Origin of the sequence: Paenibacillus albiflavus (genome assembly GCF_004344915.1) — a bacterium.
GTDB classification, from domain to species: Bacteria; Bacillota; Bacilli; order Paenibacillales; family NBRC-103111; genus Paenibacillus_AM; species Paenibacillus_AM albiflavus.
In genome coordinates this window covers 1-25684 of the sequence record NZ_SKFG01000040.1, presented here as the reverse complement: position 1 = coordinate 25684, position 25684 = coordinate 1, and the positions used below count along the sequence as shown (strand labels likewise).

The following is a 25684-nucleotide window of genomic DNA, read 5'->3' as shown; positions in this document are numbered from 1 at the left end:
TTCATTCATAATCTTTTTGTTCACCCGGATTGCTCAGGGAAAGGAGTCGGCAGTCGTTTGCTGCAAGCAGCTGACGTTAAGATGAATAAACCGATGCGATTAAAATGCGTATCTAAAAATCATAAGGCATTGACATTTTATGAACGCAACGGATGGAAGAAGGTTGTTGAGGAAGGTCGTCCGGGAGAAGAGAAGTACTGGGTTATGGAATATAAATAAAACAAGGAACCGCATTTGGTTCCTTGTCAGGCTGTCGAGAAAGTCATGACAGCCATTCTTTTTACTTAATATTTTTATACGACAAGATAACAGGCAACCTCAAAGAGTTTCATAATGTTGATGCCTCCGATAACCGACTTTATAGTGACCAAACAGTCATTTCGTTCAACTAACGGGGAACGATATTTAATAAAAGAGTAGCATTATTGGGGCATGGTAGAGGGAGCGTGATTTAGTGGAAGAGATAGCTGGAATTATTGTAATATTTATTGTTTTTATGATTCCTATGTATGGAGTATTAATATGGACCTATTTTTGTCCTGAGGATAGTTTATTATGGGGGAAACGATGGCTGTATAAAGAAGAGCCTGAAATATCTAATTCGGCAATTCGCTTTGCGAAAGTATCCTTATTGACAGCTATTGTGGTGCTGACTATTATATTTGGAGTCCTAATATTTAGATAGCATCAACATCCACTTGTACTTTTTTGATTCTCGTGATACCTCAATCTTGTTCAAATAATATCGAGGGTTATTCCCTATAGTATGCAAAAAGCGGTTAAGCTAACGGGAAACTTTAGCTCAATAATCATTGGAGAAGGCTACCTCCCGAAGTTGGATTCAATTCTATGCCTATGTGGGCGCACTATTCAAACAATCATCGAGGATTTTGCGTATCATACAATATGAGAGAATTGCGTAACACTGAGTTGAGTGCATGTACTTTTCCAATGCAATATTTAGACAAACGAATTGATATTACACACATCATAGTTTCTTTTATTAATCAAGTTTTAAAGGAAAAACAAAAACAGATAAGTGAAGGAAAAAAGGAAATTATCATTGATAATTTAATAGTAGTGTATTTAACAGCATTTCTTCAGAATATTAAGGAAAGTGCCTGGCAGTATGAACAAGAGTTTAGATGTGCAGCAGGTGATACCTCTATTGGTTTGCCATTTATAAAGGCAATTCCATTAGAAATTTACGCGGGTGAAAAATGCGCTCCATTGCACATCGAACGTCTGTGTAATATTGCTTTTCAGTTGAATATTCCCCTTTATAAAATGGAGCATACGGAAGTAAACAGTGACTTTAGAATGACTCCTGTGAGAATTTGTTAATTTTTTTGTGGAAGAAGGCAGAACTTGATTGTTAATTACATCTTTGCTATTTGAATTTAGTTAAGGTCAAGATACTTCAGGTGTTTACTTATTACTTCACTTAATTTTATTAGCATCTTTTTGTTTCTCTTTCAGTATTTTAGCACTTGATTGAAGAGCATCCTCATGGTTTGTAATAACTGTGGTTATACGTTTAGATATCAGGTGAGTGACCGCAGCTATTGCCGAAGCTGGAGCTGGATAACGGGCAACGTTAGTTCAAAAAGGACAGCGGTAGTCTAAGACTTTATTTGTCAAGTCTTGGTCCGTCGCTGTTTCATTTTTTTGGTCAGTCTAAAACTTTATTTCCACTGTGCAAAAGTGTGCTATTCTATGTGTATCAAAATATTGGAGGAAACACATGGAAGACAAACAATTCGATCTATTAAAATACGTGGATGAGATCAATAACTTAAATCATTTTATACAGCTTGTGCTTGAAGGTTATAATCTAGCAGAAAATGCGCTAGTGATTTAGTCCCTTTGATTGTAAGAGAGAATACCAAGGATCTACCTAACTTTAATAATAAAGATGTGTATCTTAAGGAAACTATTGACGATAGGATTCAGCATTATAAGAAATTTGATGAATTTATTAACAAGGAGAAAAAGTCAAATTATTCATACATATATAGGATTGTTATCATTAGACTGTGGGGTATTTTGGAGGTCATGATAGATGATTTTGTGATGAGCAAACTATCGGATCCAGATAACCTAAAGACTTTCAGCGAAGACAAAGAACTAAAAGGGATTTTTGAAGATTTAAAAGGGCCTGTTGTTAATTTTTTACTTATGCCTTCTTCACAGCAGATAGAATACTTGTTGGAGCTCTTAAAGCGAAAGGTCAATGCTACTCTCGGTGACGGAATAGAACGTTTTGAGCGTTTGCTAAATGCTGTTCAATATGGAGGCAAGGTTCACACTAAAATTAAAGATGTTATGCTCGAACTATCACAGGTTAGAAATATTTTAGTGCACCGAAATGGAGAAGTAGATAGTAGATTTAAGAAAAAATGTCCTTGGGTGGATGTTTCTGTAGGGGAACAAATCTCTATAACTGATGATAAATTAGATTTGTACCTCAATGTATGTAGGTGGTACGTTGTCGAATTTGCTGCAAGAGATGGTATTCAAGAAGCAGAGTTGAAGGCTTATCAAGATGAACTTTTTAAGAAGATAAATGAGAAAAAAACTATATACCAACCAGATATACAGAAGATCGCTGAGGAATTGAGAGCTGGTAAAAGGCAAAGGAGTCTTGTTTAAGAAGAATTCGTTAAATATCAGACGGTAGTGGACTATCTTCATTTTTACTAATATTTTGTTAACTTATATATGGAGGGAGGAATAATGAAATGAAGCATTATAAAATCATGATTATCATATTATCATTAATTATCTCAATGTTTATTATTCAATTCTGTAATAAAAATATTTCTCTTCTTAGTTTAGAAAAGATGCCAAATCAAACGTTTTATATATTTTTAAAGTACATTATTACATTTATTCTTGGAGTGATATTAGTTTTAATTATTAGATCTACAGCTATACAGTCGGTGTTATCCTATAATTTAATTCTCGTTGTAACTTCAATAATGGTATTGATCGGGAACATCATGATTTCTATTTATTACATGGACATATTATCTTTTATAGGAATGGATAATAAATACTGGTGTATAAGAGTAATTATAGATGATGAAAATAGAATTATCTTAAGTCTGCTTGCTGGTTTTGTCTTTGGAAGATCAATAAAGGAATTAAAAAATCAATTTCGATAAGAACTAAACAACTCACAGTCTGAAATGGTATTCAGACTGTTTTTTTATGATTGATAATCAAACGTATGTTCGCATGCAATAAAGGTAAAATCGTCTTTTGGAGGTGCTTCCTGGAAGGGATAGTGTTATCCATTTTACATTACTGATGAGGTTCGATCGATGCAGAATAGAAATAATACTGAGGTGGGGGCGAAAACCAGAATATTTGATGATCACGTCTTAATTTTAATCAATCGATTGATACGATGACTGGATCTTTTGAGGGTGCTAAATATGTCAACAGGTACAATGATGCACTCATACTATTAATTGAAAATAAAATCACGAACCGGTCTCTGATAATAATAACCTTCATTAACACATAAAACGCCTTCATTAACACATAAAACGCCATGTAGCTCGGATTTAACGTACAAAAAACTTATAAATCCTTGATATATAAGGGATTAAAATGATTAATTGACATATGTACAAAATACGGATTTTGTGAAGAAGTCATATAGGAATAATTAGTGTATAAAGTTTTTGCTTCATGTCCGTTGAACTCATACTTATTGCATTGGTGAACTTAAATTTATTGCATTACAAAAAAATGAAGTTAAAGTTGTTTCATATGCACTCTCAAACGAACAGTTGTTTTTTTATGCTACAACTTTAAGCGCCGAGAACTTGATATCATAAAATCAAAATGCCGCAATAAATGCGGCATCTAATGATACTATGTTCTTGTCACCCGACATATGGGTAAATATTTAGGTAATTTGTGAGTGTATATTAAGTACTATTTCAAAGTAATCGTTTTGGTCTTCGCATCCCAGCCTACTGTCCAGTTCAGTTCCTCAGCAATAACACGAAGTGGCACCAATGTTAAGCCATTCATAATTCTAGGGCCAACATCAGTCTTCACTCTCTTGCCTGTGAATACCATTTCATCCTTGCCATTCCATAGCTCAATCATTTTGTTGCCTAGGAAAATAGTCGTTTTCTTCGCCTTAGGATCCCATTTCACTTCACCACCAAAAGCCTCAGCAATAAAACGAATTGGTACCATAGTCCGACTATCTATTTCAACTGGCGCTTGTTCCAGCTTAATTTTCTTATCATCCATTTGGACGGTTTTATTATTAAGTGTCATTGTTACAAGCTTGGCATTCGTCTTAGGCTGTGTACTCGTTGGGTAGATGAAGGAAATATTGTCAATCATGATCTTACCCTCAAGTGCTCGCTCATCTTGCTGTTCAGCAGGATTCGTTACGTACACATTCATCACCTTAATTGGATACGTTAAACGATAATCCGCCAAGTTAACGGTTAGCTCCTTCCATCCATCCCAGTTCATGTTTTCCGTAAATGTGATTAGGTTCAAGTCGCCATCACCATCGATAATTTCAGCACGTACCCAGTTGTTGGAGTTATCGCCAAACACATTCATTTTCATATATTGCGGTTTACCATCGATATTCGCGCCATCTTTGCCGTTAAAGGTTGCATAAAGTGCTTTGTTGCCTGTTCCACCTTTGAAGTCATATGCAAGCTCTAATGCCTTATTACCTGTCTCTTCTTGAACAATCTGCACGGTTCCTTCAACATCTGCAGGGAACACATCGGAATTCGTCATTACAGCATCATGATCAAGGTCATACCACATCTTCTCTTGACCGATTGGCAAGGACAGCATTGTGGAGAATCCGTCGTACTTAGCAATAACTCTCGCCAGGCTCACATCCTTCAGACTGCCAATTTTCAGTTCATCGCCAACAACCTTGGCATCAAGGCCATCAACTTCCCATTTCAATACATCTGGTGCAATTGATCTTGATTTACTATTACGATCCGTAATGCTAGCTTTCAGCTTAATCGTCTCGCCTTCTTTCAGCACTTGGCTGGAAGCTGTTACTTTCAATGCTGAAATATCATCACTACCTAGAACGTGAATATCTTTGGTAGCTGTTCCGCTGCCAATTTTAGATGTAATCTTCGTCATACCGATTTTTATCGGCACAAAAGATTTGCCATCAAATTTACCTACATCCGTCGAGGAGGACCATTCTGGATTCATCGTCTCATCGATTTTGACAGGGTTGTAGTATTCGTCATAGCCCTTTATGGTAAAGTTAATTTTCTCACCTAAGAATACCTCATCATGACCACCCAAAGTTAATCCCTTTACTGTCGTCCCTTTAGGTGCCAGGCTGAATACTCCAAGACCATTAACTACGGGCCGAGTATAAGAATTATTACTTTCATTTACATTAGTCTGAACTGGGGTGAATTCTCCTAATGGTCTTACTGCCATTTGTGTCGATCCACCGCCGTCCATATTCATTCCCTTCCATACACCAATGCTTACCATAAAACTCTGCATTTCTTCCAGTGTCATACCGTCACTGCCAAAAGCTTCGTCAATCGTAATGATGTAGACCTTCTTCATATCTTTCGAATAGCCTACACCTGTGCGTGAGCGATTGCCATTCAGCTCACTAACACTGCGTGAGAACTTTGCTGGCTGACCTCCATCTACCAGAATCGTGTGTCCGCCTATCAACGTTTTAAAATTAGCCAAATCATAGGTTTTGCTAGAGTCTTGAGAAATAAGCCCATACTCTGCTACAAGCTGGTCTCCAACCTTCAAATTCTCCTTCACATAATCCGCTGATTTCCCTGCAGCACGCAGAATGTATCCATCCGCAGGAGGTACTTCTTTAATCGTTGTATTGATTGCGATATCGGTAATAATTCCATTCTGAACTTTAACTTCAGTTGGAATGGATGTACCGTTATTGGATCTCTCTGCGAGAGGCCAAGTGTCGGTATACATGAGTAAGCCATTATCGGTGCTTTGCGTGCTGCCATCATCATACCAGTAATACGTTTTGTTATACCCTTCGAGTGGATAAGAGGTACCATTTGCAGCTGTAATCGAACCTTTGAACCCAAATAAATCAATTACAGGCTGATTATCCTTCGTTAATCCGAAGGAGTACATCCCCTTCATATTATCGGAGGTGCTCGACATCAGCTTGCCATTCATAATTTGCGCTCCAAGAGGCACGCCTTCAGCCATCATTATAAAAAAGTCCCCATTCACAGCAGCCACTGCACCAGTTTCCTTTGCCATGTTTAGGACGGTTTGATTCTTCGTATATTGTTCGTTTGTACCCGTAATCGTATCAATTTTGACGTTGGGATTTGTCAGATCAACCTCAACTACCTTAGCATTCGTTGATACTTTCACTCCCTTGCGTGTTGACTTCCATATGTAGCTTTTAACCACCGCACCTGATGTTAGAATTTCCGTAGATTGCAGATTTACGGATTGCGCACGGGCAGCAGGCACACCAATAAACACCTGAGATGCCAATACGGCTGCAAGCGCACCTGCCCATATTCTTTTGTGAAACTTCATTACTGTGATCCCCTCTCCCATTTTCATTAAGCCAATATGTATGAATTTAGAAGAAACGCCCTCTCTATTTTTTTTAAAAAAAGGAGAGTCGCTAATTCCCATGGTAACAATCTATCTATATGTGAACCTCTCTCTAAATCACTTATTTTTTATCCAAATAATGTAAATCAATTCATCCGGAAGATTCTACTTTCTCAAGTGATATTATACCTATATCAAATCTCTAATATGTTCTTGATAGTTTGTGAAAATAATTTCCCTTTCATTTCTATCAATTCTCCATAGATGAATCCCTGTATCTCCGCTACTAATAGATGTTTCCATATTCACCGGCAGCCTCAAGAAAGATCTAAATAGCATATTGATAAATCCTCCATGTGAGACAATGCAGATACGTTGATTCGTATCACTGAATTGAGATAACAATTTTGATAAAAATGTCTCTGCTCTAGCTCGAAATTGTATAAAAGACTCTGTTTCAGCAGAGGTATCATGAGGTTTTCTACCACCTGGAGGTAATGGAAATTTCAGCATTCCTTCCTCTCTCGGTAAACCTGCTAGCAATCCATTATTCCACTCCATAATTTCTTCTTCAAAAAACAGCTCTACCTTACAAGCGCTACTGATGAATTCTGCTGTTTTACTTGCTCGTTTCAAAGGACTGCTTATGATTAAATCGGGTTTATAATATGTATTAATAAATTGTGCTGCACGTGTAGCCTGCTCGATGCCGAGAGAAGTAAGTTCAAAATCAGCCCTACCTTCAAATCGATTCTCAATATCAGCCACAGATTGGCCATGTCTAACTACAAGTAATTCAAGCATTTTCTAATACTCCTTCCTTCTCTTTGCATAAAACACTGAACATTAATACGCGTCTTTACTGCTTACTTCTATAATGATTTCTTACATTCAAGACCCCAACAATACAAAACAAGAATGCTACAAATATAAAACCATAACTCATTTTAGAATTATTAAAGCCATTAAGTAAGGAAACAATTAAAAAACATATTGCAGCAAGAAAATTCAATATCGCTGTTAATTTGTAATTCGTTTTTTTTATTTTTATCATCTCCAAAGGCAAGTTTTCAAAAGCAGGTTACTCGTTTCTTTAGAATTTAAAATGTTCTTTTATCATATCCGCTACAATATCTGCCTCTATATCCTTATTATTTATCCTCAGATAATTTCCCTTTGTTATTTCTCCAGGTATTGAATTTAAGCGATGCTTTTCATAAGTTTTAACAAGATCTTCTTCTGACCATACAATATCTCGTTTCGACGGCTTATGTTCAAGTCTATTTTCAGTCTTATTTCGTTTTAGTCTTTCTTCAAGATCTGCTTCAAGCTCAACTAAATAAACGGTCGCGCCTCTCGATTCAAATAACATTGAAATCTTCTCTATGTAATCCCAATCACTCTGAAGGTCAAATTCCCAGACACAGGTAAAAATAAATCCCTCTAGATTACTTTGAGATACTTCTTCAAAAATCTCATGTCTTATTAAGTTTACTAAGCGCTTACCAGAAGGTGTTCCATAATCAAAAAACTGCGACACAAAATCAATGGACATATGATTATGAAACAATTTAAAATCTGTTTTGGCTGCTAGGTGTTGCCCTACAGTCATCTTTCCTACTGCCTGAGGACCGAACAATATTATAAACTTTATAGAAATTACCTCCATCGTGATTATAATTTACACAGATATAACGATAACGTCCTTGTATCTTAAGACAACAGTTTGTAGCGCATTAACGTTGTTATGGAAAGAATAAGCACAAAAAACTTAATCTTAGCCATTTTGTAAAATGTATTAATACTTTTTAACCATTTCGAAGGGAAACCATGCCCACCCAAAGTTCAATTGTAGTTATATTTTACCTTTATTTCCCTCTGCGTACAAGCGTTCTCGTGTTGTTAGTCCCTTTTCATATGTCATTTTCATTATTTCAGTTCTCCTTTCGGCAGGCTAAACTAAACAACCTTACTCCGATTGAATACCGGAATAAGGTTGCTTAAATACAGCTTATTTACATAGGTGTCTACTTTACAGGGCTTAGTACATGCTTCTAAAGACGAATTTATTATTCAAAAAACTGTAAACGTTTATGAAGTGCTCCTTGTGGTACTGCAAACGCTTGAGCACGTTTAAAGCCTACTGGGGCTCCGCGTACAATCGTTAATGCTTTGTAGTATTCAATGAATGGGAAACCAGAAGTTTCACCTCTTGCATAGGCGTACACATTCATTGCTTTTACCCATGCATCGTAAGCTTCCTCCGGAATATCAATAAATACTTCCGGATTAAAATCATATGGATCTTCCCAATTATCCGCGTAATAAATTTTCTGCACCCAGTGGTGCGGAAGATCTCGCTTAATTGTCTTAAGTCCTGCATAGAAGCGAGCATCATCGATAAGTCCAGCTGTATTGGAGTGATCCTTATGAATGGAGCCTTTCCAGTGTGTAATAATGATATTTGGCTTTACTTCTCGAATAATATCCGCAATCTGATATTTAATCTCATCATTAACAGGCAACTCCCCATCTTTGTAGGAAAGGAAACGTACATCAGCTCCTACAATCGCTGCGAATTGATGAGCTTCTTCAATTTTCTGTTTTGCATAATCGTCAGGTGTCAGACGGGGGTGTCCCTTCTCTCCTGGTGTTAAGTGTAAGAAGGTTGCCTTGTGCCCTGATTGTGTGTACTTGGCTATAACAGCTCCTGCTGTTAAATCCATATCCCCTGCATGGCCGCCAATTGCTAGAATATGCTGCTTGTTTTCATTTGACATTGTTTATCGCTCCTAATCATTAAGATTATTTTAATCCTGAGTTCATCATGCCGCGTACGTAGTATTTTTGAAGGAAAATAAAAACAATTAAAATTGGGACGGTTGATATCACAAGACCAGACATAACGAGAGGTGCTGTAGATGCAGGGTCTAGATGATTTTTGAGTGTCTGAATACCTACAGGTAAAGTTGCTAAATCTGGATTAATCGAATTCATGAGCAAGGACCAGATAAATTCATTCCAAGACCCAATGAACTCAAAAATAGCAAGAGTTGCAAGCGCTGGCGTTGTCATCGGTAAGATTAATCGGAAAAATATATGTGCTTCTGACGCACCATCTAATCGTGCTGCTTCAATATAAGCATCGTCTATATTCATGATGAACTGACGCATGAGAAATATCCCAAAAGCACTTACAGCAAAAGGTAGAATAAGAGCAAGAATCGATGTTGCAAGGCCTCCTCCACCACTGCCCAAGATATCATTCCCTCCCACTAACGGAAAATGGACGATGATATAAAAGTTAGGGATTAAAAACATAAAGCTTGGGAACATCATAGTAGACAATATAAATCTAAATATTCCGTTTCTTCCGCGAAAACGAAGTTTAGTTAAGGCATAGCCTCCCATTGCACTAGTTAGAAGAACAAGGATGGTAGTGACTATTGACTTTATTAGAGAGTTTTTAAAAAGTTTTGCCAGCTCTAATTGATCGACAGCCTCTCCATAATTTTCAAAATGATAAGTCTCAGGGAATAGGCTGTATTCCATCTTCGTATATTCTTCTATACCCTTAAGAGACGAAAATATCATTTCAAGAAACGGAAATATCATGACAATACTGCCAATGATAATGATCGCGTAGGTCACATAGGGCACTTTCTTTCGTCTCATTAGTAGCTCTCCACCCCTCCCTGTTTAAAAAATTTCAATTGGATGAATGTTACGATGAGAATACATATGAACAAGACAAATGCCATTGAACTCGCTAAACCCCAGTCACCGAAGGAAAAGGCTCGATTATACATTTCCAGTCCAACTACATTCGTTGAATCACCTGGACCACCAGAACCCTTGGTCATGACCATCGTTAAAGTAAAGGATTGGAGTCCGCCTATGAACGATGTAATTAACACAAACATGATGGAAGGACGTAGAAGTGGTAAAGTCACACTCAGGAAAAGTCTCCACAGCCCTGCGCCTTCAAGTGTCGCAGCTTCATAATAGTCATCCGAGATAGCTTTCAGACCCGCTGATAGAATGAGCATAGAGCTTCCAATTCCTAGCCATCCTCCAACAATAATGATTGAACCTAAAGCTAAATCCTGGTCGTTCAGAAAATTAACATTTGCGATGCCAATCTTATTCAAAATGGAGTTTAAAATACCGTTGGTTGGATTGTACACATGCATCCATATATTACCGATCGCAACAACTGTCGTAACGCTTGGTAGAAAATAAAGTGTTCTCCAGAACCCTTCAAATCTTAGTCTCGTGATAAAGTAAGCGACTGCTAATGCGCAAATAAATGAAATAATGACTGTACCAAAGGCAAATAAGAAGGTATTGCTTAGAATCGGATACAGAAAGTTGGAGCTAGTCGAAAATAATTCCTTAAAATTCTCAAGACCAACCCATTTAACCTCAGCCAGATCAAAGCCTCCCCATTCTGTGAAGGAAAGATACAAAGAGAATACTGTTGGAATCAATAGAAATATGGCATAAAACACAAGAATTGGCGACATGAACAAGTAGCCGAGTATACCCTGATTATTTCCTAGCTGATACTTCATGGTAGAGACCTCTCTTTCCAAAACTAAAGTCCCAATCAATGTTTTCCTCTTTACGTTCAATCTACTAGTTTCGCTTGAATATCCTTGTTGGCATTCTCGATCACGGATTGCGGGGTTGCTTTATCTGTCCACATATTTTCAATTTGCTTATACAAAATACTTTGAATCTCAGAACCAGTTGATGGATTTTGCTCAGGCTTTGCAGTCTTCAAAATTTCTGTAAAGGTCTTGGTAATTGGATCTTGTGCAATTTTATCTTTCAGCTTTTGTGTCTCGAGGTCAGTCTTACGGGAGGATACCATATTAAACGCATCAAGAAGGAACTTACCTTCAGGTGTTAATCCGTCATCAATCGTCTGCGAATTGAACCATTTTAAGAATTTCCAGGCTGCATCTTGATTCTTGGATTTACTGTTTACACCGAATGCCCAAGTATAAGCTAATGAACTTGATGTATTGCCGTCTGGAGAAGGAATTGGTGCTGCTCCAACATCTTTATAGTTATCCTTCATAACCGTTTTCAAGGAGCCAGCCCACCAGCCAGCTTCAATTGTCATACCTACAACGCCAGCAGAGAAGCCCTTGGTGCTATCGAATCCAATATCAGAAATGCCGCTTTTACCGAATATTTTCGAATAGAATTCAATTGTCTTCTTGCCTGCATCGGAATTAAGCTGTGAATTCTTCATATCATCGCTTAACAGTGTCCCGCCAGCAGTCGCCATCATCCCCATGAATGGTTGCACAACCTTGCCAGCATAACCGCGCAAGAATCCGAACCCTTGCACTGTTGTCTTTCCGCTGCCATCCTTCTTATGAATTTTTTGCGCCATTTCTAGCATTTCATCCCATGTTTTTGGAGGATTGTCATAGCCTGCATCCTTCAATAGTCGCTTATTATAAAACAAACCGTAGGATTGGACTTCCGTTGGGTAACCAAATACTTTTCCATTAATCGAGCTGGCAGCTACAGCAGCTGCAGGGTAATTGGCTTTTACATCCTCTACAACATCATCAGGAGCATCTGCAAGCACCTTACTCTTGACCATCTGCCCACCCCATAGGGTATATACATGTACAATGTCTGCTACTTGTCCAGCTGTTTGCTTGGTCATAATAGTTGGCAGCAGCTCACCAAAGTCCACACCTTGCAATTTAATTTGAATATCCGGATTCTCTTTATTCCACCTGTCGATTAACGGTTTAAATTGCTTCTCGGTTTCACCCACATAATGCGACAACAAGGTTAGTGTTACTTTTTCTTTAGAGGGTGAATCCGTTGCCTTCGATGGCTCTTTGGTTCCGCTTGTCGGAGTGGGTGAGGTGCTGCTGGAAGAACTGCTGCATCCTACTAGACCAAGTGATAGGGAACACGCCAAGATAATGGACAATTTCTTTCTCATACTTAATCCTCCTGATATTTACATTTTTTCAATGTGCTAAAACAAGTTTTTAAACATGATGTCAAAACGCCTCGTGATTTCAAATCCAGCTTTTTTATATAAATGACCAGCTGAGCTCGTTTCTCCTGTCCACAAGAACCATGCATTATGTAAGGCATGTGAACGCATGTTTTTTAAGCAATCATGCAGAAGAATTTTGCCTATGCCTTTGCCCTGCTGACTTGGATGTACGCCAAATGGGCCAAAGCGTTCTCGTATGCCTTCATATCCACCATATAAACAAAATCCAATAAGTTCACCATTTGCTCTAGCAATTAGAATCTGTTCCATTGCGAGACCTTGCAGTAGCCTTTCTCGAATCGCACGACCCCAATCAGCATTAAATACTTGTGTACTGAAACGAATCAATTCAACAAGATCAGCATCCTTGGCCTGCTCAAAAGTATATCCCTCTTCGATTCTTTGCTGTTTAAGAACCTTTATATCTTCAAGTAGTTCATAATCTACTAGAGACTTATCCATTGCGACAGCACTGTACTGGATCATGAATCCATTCTTGCGGAGAAATTCTGCTCCTGCTGGATAGTTAGCTGCATCAATGCCAGGCACAATGTAATTTGGGGCATAGGATGCAAAGAAAACCTTCTTCCTACCCTGTTCTCGCAAAAATTGACTGGCCTGCTTTAATAATTGACTCCCTACTTCTCGCTGGCGATATTCAGAAGCGACAAAGAAGAATGGGATCCATCCATTATCCGTTTCAAGTTCAGTGCTTACCATCGGTAACAATCGGCGAATGGCATATACACAACCGATTAGTTTATCTCCTTCAAAAGCAAGTTTCATTCCTTCAGGATCAAAATTAGCATCTAGCAATACTAGATTTCGAAAGCGTTTTGAAGTAATCGGATCTTTCGTAAGTACTTCGTTCCAAAGGGACACGAGCTGCTGCTCATCCCCTGGTTTGTATTGTCTGAATATGATTGAGTCCATGCTTGTATTCCTCCTAATTACTTTATATGCTGGTATAAATTATTGATCTGATCACCTCCTGTTATGGTAAGCAGAATCTCTCTCTTATTGCTGATTATATGAAGAAATTTTATTTCAATGTATATATTATCTTACGAAATTTAATTTAATATATTAGCTGTTATTATGTATATTAGAGTCTATATTTTATAAAATTAACTATTTTCGTTAGTTTGTGCGCCTCTGTAAACTCAAAAAAAAAGAGCTATCCGAAATAGCTCTCTCTAATCTTATATGTCTATAAATGTTATTGTTCGCATGTATTTTCTCTGTTCGGATTTAAAATCAGTATGTCATCTTCATGCTCAAATAATTTATCCATCAATGCATCCAATCCATGCTCTAATTTAAAGTCCATTTCCTCTTTATACAACGGGATTAAGAAATAGGTATGAATCCTATTGCCATCCTCTGTTGGAATTATACTGAGTTCATCATTTAACTGATACAAAATAACTCCGTTTAAACCGGTTCCGTCAGCATACGGTTCATAGTCCTGGTAATTGGGTATGGTATGTCCGTAGCCCAACCAGGTATTGTACTGATGAGGAAAACGAGCCATCTGCTTCATCAATCTAATCGGCCAAAAATTGTTATCATCCTTTACAGACTCCTCAGTCAGCTCCCAGGAAGACGGGAGAAACATCATAACTTCCGCTCGATCAAAATTTTCGTCAAGCTGTTCTAGTACCTCTTCTGGCAAAGTCATCGGTAAGTCGCTCATACCGCTAGTATATAAGACCCAGAATGGTTCTTCTTCAGACGGCTCCATGATATTTACATCAATATGTACAGTATCGGACACAATCTCATGATAAACACTGCTTTTTCTTCCCGGAAATACTTTTTCAAAATGTGCAACGATTTCTTCTGTATATTCCATTGGAGCCGGCGGCTCATATGCATTATTTTGTTCCTCATACTTGTAAATCGTAGTTCCGTCTGTTGACGTTTCTCCATTGTTAATGCCACCAAATAACTTTTTTAGAAAATTCATTTGTTCCTCTCCTTTTTCATTCTCTATCTTTTGCTACATCCATAATACTACAATTATTCATCAAAGGAGTTAGGCAAACACTAAAAACAGTATTAATTCTCAGTTATACATGAACAAATCATCAAAATGTTCCCATCAGGGTCTCTGAAAGAAAAATCAGATAGATCAGGATATCTTGCAATTTCTGTTACAATCTCTGCTCCTATACTCTTAACAAATTTGTAAGCTTCATCTATATCTTCAGTGCTGAGATTAAATAATGGCTGATTTGATGGATTAAATTTAAATTCTTCATCAAAACAATGATTATCTAAAGTTAGTCCAGGTCTATTTTTACCCATAGGAAGTGTATAAATTGGACCTTCAAATTGAATATCCTCATTGAAATCAATTGCTAAGAGTTTTGAATACCATCTTACAGATTCCCTCAGATTTGTTACATGAATAAAAACGGTATCAATCCGGTTAAGAATAATACTTTTCATGTTTATATTTAACCCCTTTCACGTAGCATAAATGTTGTGTTAGATGATGTGACTCTGCAGATACCCTAAATGTTTCTATTCTATTTCTTTGTACTGAACTCTTGAATATATTTCTTTGTATCTTCCTTATATCTCTCTTTGTAATTATTATTAGTAAATTCACTAATTTATTTTCTCCAGAAAGATATCGCAGAAGTATTAATCTCCATTTGAACTACTTTCCAATCTGCATTAAATAATTCGAATGCCATTTTAGCAGCGCAGCAACCAATTCCATTTCGTCTATACTTCTGTAGAATCATAAAATCATATATTACATGTGTCGGATCTGGATCGGTATCTAAATTCTCAAATAGTACTACCAAGAATCCAACTATTGTTCCAGATAACTTTATGAGATATGGATTCCATCTCTTGTCACCTTCCCAAAAGTAATCAATGTTTACTTCGAATAACCCCTCTTTGTTTATCAAGTTTGATTTCCATACTTTCTCCTTGATTTCTTCTTATTTAACGGGTTGATGAACATCGAACATGTTTCTGAATGGGTCATAAAATGTAAAGAACTTACCTATGTTTCCTTCATCTATTATCTTCCCTACTTCGGCTCCTAGTTCTAATAAGTAGTTATGAAATCCTTCTATATTCTTTACTCTAAAACCGATTGTATAATGATCTTCTCCATTTACAAGGAATGTAGAAGTCGTATCATCATTGGTCAAAACTAAAAATAGGCTTGGTCCCATTGGGAAATCAACATATGCCCGTTCTTCATTTCTGAATCCAAGCTTTGCTCCCAGCTTCATACAATACCAATCGATTGCTTGTTCTAAATCTGTAACTGGAATTTCTGTGTATTCAATACCTTCAATAAAATGTTGACTCATATAAATCAATCCTTTCTTAAAAATTCAATTCACAATCTTGACTCTCCCAAACATCAAATAAATTCCCATCAAGGTCTTCAAGAGTGAAGAATTTTCCATATTGGCCTTCATCAAACAATTCCCCTACACGTACATTCTCTTGTAACAAATAAGTATGTAAACTACTAATATCATTTGTATAAAAGGTCGTTACCCAACGTTTTTTTCCATTCACTTCGAATACTGCTCTTGATTCGCTGTCTGATTTTACTAAAACTAAAATTGGCCTATTATCTTTGAATAATCCTAAATTGTCTGTCCTCTTATTCCTGATGTTGAATCCAAAATGTCTTACGTACCATTCGGATGCCTTTTCTAAATCACTCACAGGTATTACGTTATAAGCTATTCCTAATATTTTCCCCGTACTCATTTTAGATTCCTCCAATTTTATTGTGGTCTACATATTACCTCAGTCAATCATTCAAATACCGCTTGATTACTTCTTCATCCCATACCTGAACTTCTATATATCTTTCTGGCCCTTGGTCCCCATTGACGTTCCAGGCTTGTGGGAACCCATATTGTTTAATAAGTTCTTTGATTTCACTCTTAGTGTAGACCTGCTTCCGATACGGTTTGCCGTCTTCATATCTCATTGTAGGGAATAGATCCCCGTACGTAAAACTAATTGATTCTTCTAAAAACACTTCCCATGGAATTACAACTACACCTGGATTCTTGTACCATGACGCGATCCATTCACACGCTTCTAGTGTCATGTAATGAGGAAATGTGTTATATGGCTTTCCGCCCTTCGCGATAAATTGTTCGCGTGCTTTAGATTCCAATTCTCTTCTAATATTCATGTAATCATTTGATCGTTTACTTGCAAACGTCTTCCCGTCTAACTTAATTCGGTTCGAGACCTCTTCGGCTGCCTCTCTTGTAAGTTTGGATAAGTTCTTAAACGGTCCTGTATTTTTATCATAATAATGGTACATATTGAAGGTCATATTAATACTCCAGTTTATAAACAACTTCCCCATCTATCACTCGGCCATCTTCTACAAAGCCTAATTTTTCATATAATTGTTTTGCCCAAGCATTCTCTGGTTCAAAGCTTATGTAAATGACCCGATGTTGTATATCTTCTTTAATTCTTTCAATGAGCTTTTCCATAGCAACTTTCCCATAGCCTTTTGACTGATACTTAGCATCTATCATTAACCGATAAATCCAATATTCATGATCATCATCATCTATACAATACATCGTAAATCCCACTAGAACTTCATCGTGGTAAATTGCCAAGCAAACACACTCCGGGAATGCCTTAGCCTGTGCAAGCGAAAACAAATTTGTTGCTACAAACTCACTTTGTTCCTCAGCTACTTTCAGCTTAATGACATCAAAAAAATTGTTTCGATCAATTTCCTTAAGTACGATCATATATGATCCCCCTATTTTCATTATAACAATCTTGGATAATGCTACTTACAATAGATTCTTATTTAGTTCTTTAATAAAATATAGATTCAAATCGTCATCTACACGCACTACATCTCCTGGCGCTACTTCCTTATCATTATACATAATTCCATTTCCGTCAGGTATAAAACCTCTTCTGCAATATATTCTTTGTGCTGCTCCATAATCTTTAAATAATCCCACTCCAATTCCAATCCAGTTATACTTTCTATTTACTATCATTTCAAATTCATTGATTAGCTGATTGGCAATACCACGTCTTTGGTACTCTGGGAATACATTTAAATCATTGATTTCTGGAATGCTATGGTTCTTAAAGTAGGGATAGTCAGATTCATATTTCAAATGTGAAACTCCTGCTAATTCGTGATTTATAAAAGCTAGTAACGTAACACGTTTTCCATTTTGGTTCTCTTTCTCACATAAATCATAATACTCATCCGATCGATGTATATTATGATTAACAAACGCTTCTTTCCATAGTTTCTTTAGATCTTGGGTTTCTAACTGTTTTAGGATTGCTTCCATGGATTATCCCTCTCTTTTCTAATTAGTCGGTTTCATAGCTTATTTGCTTCAATTAGAATACTTTCTTTTGCAATTTTAGAATATTTTTTAACAAATTCTGTCTTTGATTCTGTATACCCATCTCTATCATGTTCATATTTGTTTTTTAAACTTAGCTTTAATTGAGCATATTTGTCTGCAATATCTTTATGCTCTCTAAGGTAATCTCTAAAATATAGTTCATCCCAGTCACCCTTATATCTAACATGAAGATGAAATACTTTTTCCGCAAATCCTTTATCTGTATAGCCTTTCATAAACATCATATGAGGTGCTGGTTTTTGTGGTTGCTTTTCAAAGATATATCCGTTCTTCTCCAATACCCCCACTAAAATATTCAAGTCGCAGTCTTCTGTTATTTCAAACAATATGTCTATCGTTGGTTTTGCTAGTAATCCCGAAACAGAGGTACTTCCTATGTGATTTATCCGTTCAATATATTGATCACAGATTATGTTGTTAAGCAGTTGTTCTTCTTGAAAATACCAATCGTTCCATTGCGGATTATATTCATTTAATATAATCGGAAATAGCTCCCACAACTCTTCAAGTGACATTTCTAATAAAGATTTGGCCATTTAATCCCCCTCTTTTGTAAACTTGCAAATGTCTTATATCTAATCAGTTTTTTTACTCCATTCAATCAAGTTAATTGCATTACCATCGGGATCATATACATCAAAATCAATATGAACATTCATTTCTGAAGACCAATTATTGATGTGGCCAACTTTTTTGCCTTGATTTATTAATTTCTCATGTAGTTCTAAGACATTAGTACAATTCAAATTAAACGTTGGATATTCTTGAACTTGTAAAGTCTCTGTTTTTATTAATGTAAGCAAAGGTGAAGTCTCGCTAATGACATAATTAGCAATCCTGCCGCAGTCTTCTATATTTCGCAACTGAAGTCCGAGTACATCGGAATAGAAACTCAAAGATTGCTCTAGGTCTGTTACCCTCACAAATACTGCTCCTAAGAAATTTACAGTCATGTAAATCCTCCTCCATTTGATATAATTTGGGTGCTTGAGAGGCTTAAAGCGCGTAAGCGCCGCAGCGTAGATACTGTGCTATACAAAGACTCGTCTTCAGCGAAAACCTCAATAACTCTCTATGAATGTACTTTCGAAAAAAGGCCCCTGCATTTCATTTATATAGTTTTCAATAAGTTTTCTCATTGGTTGCGGAAGAAGGTTATGTCGGTCCATCTCGTTTATCGGTATCCAATAAAATTCTAAATGACTCTCTTTTGATTCTGGATTCTTTCTATAATCTGCGTTCTCTAATTTAGTAATAAAAACATGATTCATCTCTTGGTGATATGTTCCTTCATCCTCGTGTTCAGCTTCTACTGCTCCTATGTATAACCCGACTTCACTTTTTAAACCTAGTTCTTCATATATCTCTCTATACAAAGATGTTCTAATACTTTCATGAAACTCAACATGTCCTCCTGGTAAAAAGGTATTATCCATTCCAATGCAATGGGCAACCAAAAGATGGTTGTCATGTATTATGACTCCACGAGCCAGCACATGATACTTCTGTGGTTGTTCTTCTCTTATCATCTTGAAGTCTCCTTCTACTATTGTGTTGGTTTTATAGGGTAATCGAGTTTTCGTATAACGATATGTGTTCCCGACGACGAGATCCTAGATGTTAATCTTAGGGTCTCAGATGTGTCTGCCCAAATACTCTTCTCCGAGATTCCTCTGGGAAACCAAGGGGCATAATCCAAGCATCGAGAACACTGTAACTCACTCTCAAAATAATCCCTTATAGGCCTTATAAAGACTATAAATACCGAATCCAAATAAAATTAGACCAGATATTGTATTTATCAATTTCATTGATTCAGAACTTATCATTTTTCTGAATAACCCAACAAAAGAACTTAATAATAACCACCATATTGCTGAACCCATAAATACCCCTAAGACTAAATAAACTGATGATCCAGACACTGATCCTATATTCATTCCAGCAAAAATCCCTATGAACGAAACAATGGTTAAAGGATTAGTGAGTGTTAAAAATAATGTCGTTCCAAATGTCTTGAAATAATTGCCCTTATCATGATCCTTCTCAATATTATTGCTTACAGGAGCCCGAAATGTAACGTACGCTAAATATAATAAGAAGATTGCCCCAAAAAGATTAATCCAATTTGCTTGTTTTATTAGAAATTGCGAAATGATTGTAAGCCCTAATGCAGCAATACTTCCATAAATGGCATCCGCTGTTGCTGCACCCAAACCCGAAATAAATCCATAAGATCTTCCTTGATTTAATGTCTTTCGGATACATAATATCCCAATAGGTCCGACCGGCGCTGCAATGGAGAATCCAAATATTATCCCTTTAATTAACTATGTCATGTCATTACCTCAAGTTAAAATTGCATCCCCGAATCCTTATCTAGCTTCTGCTGGATCGAGGGCCGAATGGCCCGAAACGTGAGCATAGTGTTATCAGAAGTGACTGACTTCATCGACTTACTTACTCTGAATCACTTGGGTTTCCCATCCATCATAATTCCCACCAACTTCAAGTGATTTCTTAATTAGCTCTGTTGTATATTGATAAATTGTTTCAAGTTCAGTAGTACCCTTGTGTGAAATTGAAAGTTGATATGGATAATCCGTTTCTTCTTCAAATGTAGTTTCATCTATAATCTTATAGACTTCACGATCTAGTTTATTTTTGTAGCTCTCCCTACTTGCAATATCACTAAAATAAAGCCAATGAGTTATTTCACGAGGGACTTTTTGATTATCGTTATTTGCTATCAATTGCTCAACTACATGTCTATCTTGTATCCATTGGTATTTATAAACATCTGGATAGAGGGTTTCTAAATAAAAACTCCATTCAGGGTCATCCACAATTGAAATGTCACTAGTTTGTTTTTTATGTTTTGAAAGAATGCTTTCGACCGTATTCAATAATTTTTTTTCTTGAATGGTATAAATATAAAATGTTCTCATATCTGCTTCTGTAATAACACCAATATAAAAATCACTTTCTGTCAATGCACTACCAATTTCATCCTCAATTATATGAAGTAATTCAAAATTCATCTTTTTCGAAAATAAACTCTTGGTTTGTATACTAACTTGTACTAGCTTATCCGCGCCAGAAATGGGGACACTATCCTTGATCCCTAAGTCTAGTCTGACAAATACGTTGTTATTGTTTGATTGAGTTAAATAAATATCCCAATGTTCCGACATATTAACACTCCCTTATCTGTGTTTAGTATTTAATTATTTCAGTCATTTCTGATAACGTTCCTGTGTTTACGATGTCCCACCGACTAAAGGATGCGCCACCAGCCGGTCGCGATGCGGTTATTCGGTGCGGATTTGTCCGCTGAATCTGCTACATTGTCTTCGCTTCTCTCGGGACCGAGGAGCCACCTGGTTCCGATGCCTAAAAAAAATATTAGGTGATACCAATGCCCTCTCTGAACTATTCTTCAGAGTACTTTAATAGCTTACCTGGTTGAAACTGCTTCTCAATAATCTTTAATAAATGCTTTCCAAGTGCTTCTCTTGTTTGTAATTGTCCTGTTTGATGTGCTTGTTTAAAAAACTTCGCCATTTCGAAATCTTGATTGTTCTTTCCTCTAGCAACTCTCTGCAATTCGGTATCAACCATCCCAGGATCAACCGCAATGACTTCAATTGGATATTTCTGTTTCGATTGTTCTGCCCCGACACATTGGGTAAACATATCTATTTCTGCTTTCGTGGAACAATACACACTCATATCCGGTGCTGGATATGTCCCGGAGCCAGAAGATATATTAATAATCTTGCGTCTTAACTGAATGTTATCTGTTTGATTAATAAAACAAGAAGTTAATACTATCGGTGCTACTAAATTTATTTGAAAGTTCTTATTGATTTCTTCTGCATTACACTCTTCTATTGATTTCAGAGGTTCAAGAATAGCCGCATTGTTAATAAGACAAATCATTCCTGTATTGTTTAGGTTAATTTGACCAAGTATCTTGTTTAATAAATGCTCTATTCCAAGCACTTCCTGAACTGCTATCAAATATTTCTTTCCTTCTCTAACCTGTCTATCAATTGATCTACCTGTTTTCTTGTTTTTATAATGATTACTTGTTGATTTTCTCTTATCTGTTCAAGTTTCTTTATTGTGTTCATTCGACTTCTCTTTCTATAATTCCAAACCCATTTAACAAATTCCCAATCTATTTTCTCCGGGCATTCTTTATTCATATCAGGTCTAGTTTTCTTATGATACATAATTCTTCGTTTAATAATTCGATAAATACATAGAAGCCTAGGCATGTCTAAAAAAATGATTAAGTCAGCTTTCTTAATTCTGATATCCATAGTTCTTGAGTAGTTTCCATCAATTATCCATTGATCTTTGTTCGTAAATTGTTCAACGAGCATATCCCACTCATCATTTGGTTTAGGGATCCAATTAGGATTCCAAAAATATGTGTCTAAATGTATTACTGGAAGGTTGAGTATTTTACTGAGCTTTTGAGATAAGGTAGATTTGCCCGATCCACCTGAACCAATAACCAATATACGGTTCATACTGCCTCCTATTTCTTCCCGAACACTGGAATGCCTCATCGAATCACATCTAACTTCTACCGGACCGAGGGCGAATGCCTGACGCGTGAACATGGTGTTGGACGATGTTAATGCCCATTTCGAAACACTGAATTATTATAGTTCTTTTAATAAGTAAAAATGTTTATAATCATTTGGAGCATTTTCTATAACTGCAATAATTTTATATCCGTATTTTTCATAGAAATCAGGTGCTTGGAAACTAAAAGTGTTTAATTTAATGAAAGAACAGTTCTTTTCCCTAGATATTTTTTCTGCTTCTTCAAGAAGCTGTTTTCCGTATCCTTGCTTTCGATAGTCTTTATGAACCCATAAAATATCAATCTCCATCCAATTCCAACAAATTGCACTATTCATTCCTGCTATAACTTCTTCATTGTCATTTTTCAAACATAAATTAATTTCTTCATAACGGCCGTTTGGTACATGTTGTGAATTGAATTCAATTAGTCTGTTTCTAACGTAATTACTCTCTTCATTCGTGCTTTGAAAGATGTTTGAAAAGCTCATATGATCCTCCATGCTTTTAATTTATTTGCATTAATATCGTCTAACGTTCTAGTATTCACGAACCCGAGAGGCTTAAAGGAGCGTAGCGACTGGGTCGAAGACCTAGCCTCGCAGAGGATGTCTGCTTGACCCACTTCCCCGAATTTCCTTGGGCAGACCTAGGCTTTAATAGCTACTCTTTCAATGTCTTTAAAACTGCTCTTCATAATAATCATGACCCTTGAATTGGCTAAATAAATACCTCCAGCAATAATACTCATACTGGAGGTTAACTAAATAATACCATGTAATTTCATTTTTTGTAATCTTTTGTACGTTTTAAGTGGTTTTTAAATTCTTATATATGATCTAGCCGAAATGCGCCTTCTTCAAATTACTCACCATCTCATTAACTATTACATGAAAAAAAACGAATGGAACGAGGATACAAAAAATTATTGAAATTTTTTTGGTTTTTTCTCCAATATACCCTTAAAGTTATTTCTGTAATAGAACAACAAATAACCATAAGTGATGATAAGCATTACTGCCAAAAGAAGTAACGAATGGTCTAGGAACAAATGAAGTAAAAAAATGTTAACTACGATTGGAGACAATATTGCAAGGGCCAGTGGTATAAACCGATTGAATAAAAGCAAAACTCCACACATAATTTCTAATGTTTTTTCAGCAATTATTAGATAGTCAAATTCGAATAATGCCATTGCTTCAGGGCTAGTTGCTACAAATGGCTCCAGTCCAAAGATGACAAAATAACCGTTTAGACCTGCAACCAAAAAAATGACTCCTAAAAAAGTCTGGTTATATGCATAAATATATTAGTCATTTTGCACGCCTCCTATAGATTCTTTCCAAAAAAATAAGTTTATTAGAACTTTATTATGGAGATTAATAGGATCAATTAGTAATTTAATAAACACATTTCTAAAATATTGTGTTTTTTCTTCAATTATTCTTCACTCTTAATTGTAAAACAATTGAGGACTAACGTTGTTACTGTTTTTAGTTCTGATGTTTTTGTGCTGATTTCCTATAACGTCTCTTGTATTGATATGACGAGACTCTGCAAGCCCCATTTTTTGACTGAATTTCTCGGCGCGAAGGCAACAATCAACTTCGACAGTTGGCACACTGATATCCGTGGATTGGTTACCACATTTTATCCGACCGTCTGAGAATCTGCTCGCTAACTCACGACGCACATTTACCCTTTGGCTAGTACAAATACAAGACGCGAATCTTATTCTCACTACCGCGTTGCCTTCGGGCCCAAAAATTCATTTTATTTTTCTCCTCTTTGCTAATTGATCCTATGCTGCTGCTTTCTTACATTGCTCTACTTCTCTAGCTACCGCCCATATAAATCCTAATAATTCTCTTCCAACTGCCGTTATGGCTACACATTTTTGCTTCCCTCGTTGAATAATAAGCCTGAAATATCTCTCGTGAAGACGATGCTGCGCCTTCCAAGCTATTGCTTGTATTTCTGCACTTTGGTTATGACCTTTTTCTTGCATTCTTGCTGACATCGCTGGACGATGCCGATACTGCCATGCAGCTTCTGTTACTACTCTCCTGACATGGGCGTTGCCTGACTTTGTAATCTTTCCTTTCCAGTTCGTTTCTCCACTTGATCTTTCTCGTGGCACGATCCCTGCATATGCCATTAGTTGTTGTGCCGAACGGAATCGTGCAAAACTGCCTATTTCAGCCACTAATGTTACTGCTGTTACAAGCCCAACTCCTCTTAATGACTGTATCGCTTGGATTACTTCTGCCTGGGGTGCTGTTTCACTTTGTTGCTCAATTTCCCTTTCTATTCGTTCTAGCCTTTTTTCACTTTCTAATACGACTTGTAGATAATCTTGAAATACAAAATGTTCGTTTGATCGTTCAAATTTAATTGCTCCAAGCCACTTTTTGTAGCTTTTTGTCCATCTCTTCTTAATAGTTGACGGCTGGTATATTTGATGACGTAGCATAAATTTTAGGATCCGTTGTCTTGCTCGATGCAAATCTTCTTTTGCATCTTCTCTTGCTCGAACTAAGTCTCTTAGTGCTTCTGTGTCTCGATCTGGCACATAAACACTTGTTAGTTCTCCTGCTCTGAATAATTGTGCTAGTCGCATGGCATCTCTGCGATCTGTTTTAATTCGATCTCCAGCACGCTTAGGAATTAGTGATGGGGCTACTACACTACATTTCACGCCCATACTTGTTAACCATCTATATAATTCGTATCCTGTCGGGCCTGCTTCATAACATACTTCAATTTGTTCTTTGTCACCCAGTTGTTTGATTAGTTTTCTCACTGCCTCTGGCTTATGCGGAATACTTCCCCAATAACGTGCTTCTTCTCTTCCACTTTCAGCAATCGCTATGACAATGGTATCCTTTGAAACATCCATTCCTACATATTTTTGGGCATACTTCATAGTAACCAGCTCCTTCTGTTTTATAGCTCTGTTAAAATAGTTTATCCAACTACTTTAATAACCTACGTTGTACAATTGGAGCTGGTCTCGTCATAATAACTCACGAAC

31 protein-coding genes are annotated in these 25684 nt (G+C 36.7%); 5 read left to right on the top strand and 26 right to left on the bottom strand.

The genetic code is table 11. The features are described 5' to 3' along the window. The 5 genes from E0485_RS22555 to E0485_RS22535 form a co-directional block, all read left to right on the top strand. Nucleotides 1-219, top strand: a 219-nt coding sequence (locus E0485_RS22555) for a GNAT family N-acetyltransferase (protein ID WP_132420318.1), incomplete at its 5' end; no start/stop codon positions are given. 235 nt (nt 220-454) lie between these two features. Then, on the top strand, nt 455-685 hold the full coding sequence (locus E0485_RS22550) for a hypothetical protein (RefSeq protein ID WP_132420317.1): 231 nt from the start codon (nt 455-457) through the stop codon (nt 683-685). A 164-nt stretch (nt 686-849) separates the two neighbouring features. Further along, nucleotides 850-1344 carry a DUF2971 domain-containing protein gene (locus tag E0485_RS22545; RefSeq protein ID WP_132420316.1) on the top strand — a complete coding sequence of 165 codons (495 nt, stop codon included), beginning with the start codon at nt 850-852 and terminating at the stop codon, nt 1342-1344. Nucleotides 1345-2055: 711 nt separating this feature from the next. Further along, the gene (locus tag E0485_RS22540; RefSeq protein ID WP_132420315.1) at nt 2056-2652 is read left to right on the top strand and encodes a hypothetical protein; all 597 of its coding nucleotides are present in this window, start codon (nt 2056-2058) and stop codon (nt 2650-2652) included. Between the two features lie 89 nt (nt 2653-2741). Further along, a complete protein-coding gene (locus E0485_RS22535; protein ID WP_132420314.1) occupies nt 2742-3167 on the top strand; it encodes a hypothetical protein in 426 nt (141 codons plus the stop codon). 781 nt (nt 3168-3948) lie between these two features. Here E0485_RS22535 and E0485_RS22530 read toward each other — a convergent pair. From E0485_RS22530 to E0485_RS22405, 26 genes are all read right to left on the bottom strand, one after another. Further along, nucleotides 3949-6573 (bottom strand): stalk domain-containing protein, encoded by a 2625-nt coding sequence (locus tag E0485_RS22530; protein WP_132420313.1) that lies wholly within the window; start codon nt 6571-6573, stop codon nt 3949-3951. A 210-nt stretch (nt 6574-6783) separates the two neighbouring features. Beyond that, the gene (locus E0485_RS22525) at nt 6784-7398 is read right to left on the bottom strand and encodes a histidine phosphatase family protein (RefSeq protein ID WP_132420312.1); all 615 of its coding nucleotides are present in this window, start codon (nt 7396-7398) and stop codon (nt 6784-6786) included. 289 nt (nt 7399-7687) lie between these two features. Further along, complete coding sequence (locus tag E0485_RS22520; RefSeq protein ID WP_132420319.1) at nt 7688-8248, bottom strand: AAA family ATPase; 561 nt, start codon at nt 8246-8248, stop codon at nt 7688-7690. A 415-nt stretch (nt 8249-8663) separates the two neighbouring features. Next, entirely contained in the window at nt 8664-9374 is a 711-nt protein-coding gene (locus E0485_RS22515) for a PIG-L deacetylase family protein (protein WP_132420311.1), read from the bottom strand. A 25-nt stretch (nt 9375-9399) separates the two neighbouring features. Beyond that, nucleotides 9400-10269 carry a carbohydrate ABC transporter permease gene (locus tag E0485_RS22510; RefSeq protein ID WP_132420310.1) on the bottom strand — a complete coding sequence of 290 codons (870 nt, stop codon included), beginning with the start codon at nt 10267-10269 and terminating at the stop codon, nt 9400-9402. After that, nucleotides 10269-11168 (bottom strand): carbohydrate ABC transporter permease, encoded by a 900-nt coding sequence (locus E0485_RS22505; RefSeq protein ID WP_132420309.1) that lies wholly within the window; start codon nt 11166-11168, stop codon nt 10269-10271. Before E0485_RS22505 ends, E0485_RS22510 begins: the two co-directional genes overlap by 1 nt. A 56-nt stretch (nt 11169-11224) precedes the next feature. Then, a complete protein-coding gene (locus E0485_RS22500) occupies nt 11225-12571 on the bottom strand; it encodes an ABC transporter substrate-binding protein (RefSeq protein WP_132420308.1) in 1347 nt (448 codons plus the stop codon). 36 nt (nt 12572-12607) lie between these two features. After that, nucleotides 12608-13564: a GNAT family N-acetyltransferase gene (locus E0485_RS22495; RefSeq protein ID WP_132420307.1), complete on the bottom strand. Its 957-nt coding sequence runs from the start codon at nt 13562-13564 to the stop codon at nt 12608-12610. A gap of 286 nt (nt 13565-13850) precedes the next feature. Continuing rightward, entirely contained in the window at nt 13851-14600 is a 750-nt protein-coding gene (locus tag E0485_RS22490) for a suppressor of fused domain protein (protein WP_132420306.1), read from the bottom strand. Nucleotides 14601-14692: 92 nt separating this feature from the next. Beyond that, nucleotides 14693-15085 carry a VOC family protein gene (locus tag E0485_RS22485; RefSeq protein WP_132420305.1) on the bottom strand — a complete coding sequence of 131 codons (393 nt, stop codon included), beginning with the start codon at nt 15083-15085 and terminating at the stop codon, nt 14693-14695. Nucleotides 15086-15252: 167 nt separating this feature from the next. Next, entirely contained in the window at nt 15253-15558 is a 306-nt protein-coding gene (locus E0485_RS22480; protein ID WP_235857679.1) for a GNAT family N-acetyltransferase, read from the bottom strand. 33 nt (nt 15559-15591) lie between these two features. Further along, nucleotides 15592-15972 carry a VOC family protein gene (locus E0485_RS22475; protein WP_132420304.1) on the bottom strand — a complete coding sequence of 127 codons (381 nt, stop codon included), beginning with the start codon at nt 15970-15972 and terminating at the stop codon, nt 15592-15594. A gap of 16 nt (nt 15973-15988) precedes the next feature. Then, nucleotides 15989-16384: a VOC family protein gene (locus E0485_RS22470; RefSeq protein ID WP_132420303.1), complete on the bottom strand. Its 396-nt coding sequence runs from the start codon at nt 16382-16384 to the stop codon at nt 15989-15991. Between the two features lie 43 nt (nt 16385-16427). Beyond that, nucleotides 16428-16967: a hypothetical protein gene (locus E0485_RS22465; protein ID WP_132420302.1), complete on the bottom strand. Its 540-nt coding sequence runs from the start codon at nt 16965-16967 to the stop codon at nt 16428-16430. 1 nt (nt 16968) lies between these two features. Further along, nucleotides 16969-17403: a GNAT family N-acetyltransferase gene (locus tag E0485_RS22460; protein ID WP_132420301.1), complete on the bottom strand. Its 435-nt coding sequence runs from the start codon at nt 17401-17403 to the stop codon at nt 16969-16971. Between the two features lie 45 nt (nt 17404-17448). Then, nucleotides 17449-17970: a GNAT family N-acetyltransferase gene (locus E0485_RS22455; protein ID WP_132420300.1), complete on the bottom strand. Its 522-nt coding sequence runs from the start codon at nt 17968-17970 to the stop codon at nt 17449-17451. A gap of 32 nt (nt 17971-18002) precedes the next feature. Further along, entirely contained in the window at nt 18003-18587 is a 585-nt protein-coding gene (locus E0485_RS22450; protein ID WP_132420299.1) for a GrpB family protein, read from the bottom strand. A 39-nt stretch (nt 18588-18626) separates the two neighbouring features. Beyond that, a complete protein-coding gene (locus E0485_RS22445; RefSeq protein WP_132420298.1) occupies nt 18627-19004 on the bottom strand; it encodes a VOC family protein in 378 nt (125 codons plus the stop codon). A 108-nt stretch (nt 19005-19112) separates the two neighbouring features. Beyond that, entirely contained in the window at nt 19113-19580 is a 468-nt protein-coding gene (locus tag E0485_RS22440; RefSeq protein ID WP_132420297.1) for an NUDIX domain-containing protein, read from the bottom strand. Nucleotides 19581-19775: 195 nt separating this feature from the next. Then, nucleotides 19776-20351: a LysE family translocator gene (locus E0485_RS22435; protein WP_328591333.1), complete on the bottom strand. Its 576-nt coding sequence runs from the start codon at nt 20349-20351 to the stop codon at nt 19776-19778. Nucleotides 20352-20507: 156 nt separating this feature from the next. Next, nucleotides 20508-21245 (bottom strand): DUF695 domain-containing protein, encoded by a 738-nt coding sequence (locus tag E0485_RS22430; RefSeq protein WP_132420296.1) that lies wholly within the window; start codon nt 21243-21245, stop codon nt 20508-20510. Between the two features lie 238 nt (nt 21246-21483). After that, complete coding sequence (locus E0485_RS22425; RefSeq protein ID WP_235857678.1) at nt 21484-22074, bottom strand: SDR family NAD(P)-dependent oxidoreductase; 591 nt, start codon at nt 22072-22074, stop codon at nt 21484-21486. Beyond that, a complete protein-coding gene (locus E0485_RS22420) occupies nt 22071-22592 on the bottom strand; it encodes a DNA topology modulation protein (RefSeq protein WP_132420294.1) in 522 nt (173 codons plus the stop codon). Before E0485_RS22420 ends, E0485_RS22425 begins: the two co-directional genes overlap by 4 nt. 135 nt (nt 22593-22727) lie before the next feature. Next, nucleotides 22728-23141, bottom strand: a complete 414-nt coding sequence (locus E0485_RS22415) for a GNAT family N-acetyltransferase (RefSeq protein WP_132420293.1) — start codon at nt 23139-23141, stop codon at nt 22728-22730. A 434-nt stretch (nt 23142-23575) separates the two neighbouring features. Then, on the bottom strand, nt 23576-23917 hold the full coding sequence (locus E0485_RS22410; protein WP_235857677.1) for a hypothetical protein: 342 nt from the start codon (nt 23915-23917) through the stop codon (nt 23576-23578). Nucleotides 23918-24451: 534 nt separating this feature from the next. Beyond that, the gene (locus tag E0485_RS22405; RefSeq protein WP_132420291.1) at nt 24452-25576 is read right to left on the bottom strand and encodes an IS110 family RNA-guided transposase; all 1125 of its coding nucleotides are present in this window, start codon (nt 25574-25576) and stop codon (nt 24452-24454) included. Between the last annotated feature and the right edge of the window lie 108 nt (nt 25577-25684).

What these genes read in the sequence shown, in the direction of transcription:
- E0485_RS22545 (WP_132420316.1), top strand. Translation starts at nt 850, where the DNA reads ATGCCTATGTGGGCGCACTATTCAAACAATCATCGAGGATTTTGCGTA.
- E0485_RS22540 (WP_132420315.1), top strand. Translation starts at nt 2,056, where the DNA reads ATGATAGATGATTTTGTGATGAGCAAACTATCGGATCCAGATAACCTA.
- E0485_RS22535 (WP_132420314.1), top strand. Translation starts at nt 2,742, where the DNA reads ATGAAGCATTATAAAATCATGATTATCATATTATCATTAATTATCTCA.
- E0485_RS22530 (WP_132420313.1), bottom strand. Translation starts at nt 6,573, where the DNA reads ATGAAGTTTCACAAAAGAATATGGGCAGGTGCGCTTGCAGCCGTATTG.
- E0485_RS22525 (WP_132420312.1), bottom strand. Translation starts at nt 7,398, where the DNA reads ATGCTTGAATTACTTGTAGTTAGACATGGCCAATCTGTGGCTGATATT.
- E0485_RS22515 (WP_132420311.1), bottom strand. Translation starts at nt 9,374, where the DNA reads ATGTCAAATGAAAACAAGCAGCATATTCTAGCAATTGGCGGCCATGCA.
- E0485_RS22510 (WP_132420310.1), bottom strand. Translation starts at nt 10,269, where the DNA reads ATGAGACGAAAGAAAGTGCCCTATGTGACCTACGCGATCATTATCATT.
- E0485_RS22505 (WP_132420309.1), bottom strand. Translation starts at nt 11,168, where the DNA reads ATGAAGTATCAGCTAGGAAATAATCAGGGTATACTCGGCTACTTGTTC.
- E0485_RS22500 (WP_132420308.1), bottom strand. Translation starts at nt 12,571, where the DNA reads ATGAGAAAGAAATTGTCCATTATCTTGGCGTGTTCCCTATCACTTGGT.
- E0485_RS22495 (WP_132420307.1), bottom strand. Translation starts at nt 13,564, where the DNA reads ATGGACTCAATCATATTCAGACAATACAAACCAGGGGATGAGCAGCAG.
- E0485_RS22490 (WP_132420306.1), bottom strand. Translation starts at nt 14,600, where the DNA reads ATGAATTTTCTAAAAAAGTTATTTGGTGGCATTAACAATGGAGAAACG.
- E0485_RS22485 (WP_132420305.1), bottom strand. Translation starts at nt 15,085, where the DNA reads ATGAAAAGTATTATTCTTAACCGGATTGATACCGTTTTTATTCATGTA.
- E0485_RS22475 (WP_132420304.1), bottom strand. Translation starts at nt 15,972, where the DNA reads ATGAGTCAACATTTTATTGAAGGTATTGAATACACAGAAATTCCAGTT.
- E0485_RS22470 (WP_132420303.1), bottom strand. Translation starts at nt 16,384, where the DNA reads ATGAGTACGGGGAAAATATTAGGAATAGCTTATAACGTAATACCTGTG.
- E0485_RS22465 (WP_132420302.1), bottom strand. Translation starts at nt 16,967, where the DNA reads ATGACCTTCAATATGTACCATTATTATGATAAAAATACAGGACCGTTT.
- E0485_RS22460 (WP_132420301.1), bottom strand. Translation starts at nt 17,403, where the DNA reads ATGATCGTACTTAAGGAAATTGATCGAAACAATTTTTTTGATGTCATT.
- E0485_RS22455 (WP_132420300.1), bottom strand. Translation starts at nt 17,970, where the DNA reads ATGGAAGCAATCCTAAAACAGTTAGAAACCCAAGATCTAAAGAAACTA.
- E0485_RS22450 (WP_132420299.1), bottom strand. Translation starts at nt 18,587, where the DNA reads ATGGCCAAATCTTTATTAGAAATGTCACTTGAAGAGTTGTGGGAGCTA.
- E0485_RS22445 (WP_132420298.1), bottom strand. Translation starts at nt 19,004, where the DNA reads ATGACTGTAAATTTCTTAGGAGCAGTATTTGTGAGGGTAACAGACCTA.
- E0485_RS22440 (WP_132420297.1), bottom strand. Translation starts at nt 19,580, where the DNA reads ATGATAAGAGAAGAACAACCACAGAAGTATCATGTGCTGGCTCGTGGA.
- E0485_RS22430 (WP_132420296.1), bottom strand. Translation starts at nt 21,245, where the DNA reads ATGTCGGAACATTGGGATATTTATTTAACTCAATCAAACAATAACAAC.
- E0485_RS22420 (WP_132420294.1), bottom strand. Translation starts at nt 22,592, where the DNA reads ATGAACCGTATATTGGTTATTGGTTCAGGTGGATCGGGCAAATCTACC.
- E0485_RS22415 (WP_132420293.1), bottom strand. Translation starts at nt 23,141, where the DNA reads ATGAGCTTTTCAAACATCTTTCAAAGCACGAATGAAGAGAGTAATTAC.
- E0485_RS22405 (WP_132420291.1), bottom strand. Translation starts at nt 25,576, where the DNA reads ATGAAGTATGCCCAAAAATATGTAGGAATGGATGTTTCAAAGGATACC.